At 53.4% G+C, this 919-nt stretch carries 1 protein-coding gene and 1 pseudogene; both read right to left on the bottom strand.

Annotation, left to right across the window (positions count from 1 at the left end):
- Positions 1-353: pseudogene (locus tag PsAD37_RS10155) on the bottom strand (IS66 family transposase); the annotation flags it as partial.
- Between the two features lie 69 nt (positions 354-422).
- Positions 423-770 carry an IS66 family insertion sequence element accessory protein TnpB gene (gene tnpB / locus PsAD37_RS10160; protein ID WP_057461557.1) on the bottom strand — a complete coding sequence of 116 codons (348 nt, stop codon included), beginning with the start codon at positions 768-770 and terminating at the stop codon, positions 423-425.
- Between the last annotated feature and the right edge of the window lie 149 nt (positions 771-919).

Raw genomic sequence — 919 nt, forward strand, 5'->3', positions numbered from 1 at the left:
CTACCACCGCACCGCTGGCAGCTATCGCCGGGAACAAGAACCGTATCATTGCGCTCCAGATTATCCGGCAATGGTTTGCGGCTGTGTTGGCGCTTTGGGCTTTTGTCTGCTGAAGGAGCAGGATCACACTGCTGCTCAGCGGCCTCGGCAATCTCTTTGTCTTCAGCTAGATTGAGGTGGAGCTGATCAAGCGTCTCTGACTTGGAGCCAAACCGGTGCCGATTAGCCCCATGCAGCTGGTGCTGGAGTTGCTCGACCTTCAAACTCAAAGCCTTCACTTCCTCCGCCAGAAGCTTGTTGACGGCTTTTAGTTCAGCTGGGTCTTCTGAGGTGATATCAAGGTCTTTGAGCATAAAGACTTTATACAGGAACTCTCGTGCAAAGGTAAGCTGGAATTAAATTAAGCGACTGCAAATATTAGGCTATCCGGATGTCAGAGGTGTCCATGTCTTCACCGGCGTTCGCCAGTCGATCCCTTCGAGCAGCATCGACAGTTGAGCTGCAGAAATATGGGCTTTACCTTCCTTCGCTGCAGGCCATATGAAGCGACCCTTCTCAAGGCGTTTGGTGAACAGGCATGCTCCCTGGCTATCCCACCAAATTATCTTTAAAAGATCACCTCTGCGGCCGCGAAACACGAACAGGTGACCTGAATACGGGTCTTCCGCCAGAACCTGCTCTGTTTGTGCCGCAAGAGTATTGAAGCCCCGGCGCATGTCCGTCACGCCAGCTGCCAGCCAAACCCGCGTATTGCTGGGAACAGGGATCATGCTCGCAACTCCCGCAGAACCAGGGCAATCACATCAGCACTCACAGCACCGCTCAAGAAAACCTGATGCCCGCCCGCAAGGCGGATCCCAAGGCATAGTGGCTCTGCTTGATTTGAAGAGACTTCGCTATTCACCGGTATTGGTTGAGG

Origin of the sequence: Pseudovibrio sp. Ad37 (genome assembly GCF_001623075.1) — a bacterium.
Classification (GTDB): domain Bacteria; phylum Pseudomonadota; class Alphaproteobacteria; order Rhizobiales; family Stappiaceae; genus Pseudovibrio.

What these genes read in the sequence shown, in the direction of transcription:
- tnpB (WP_057461557.1), bottom strand. Translation starts at nt 770, where the DNA reads ATGATCCCTGTTCCCAGCAATACGCGGGTTTGGCTGGCAGCTGGCGTG.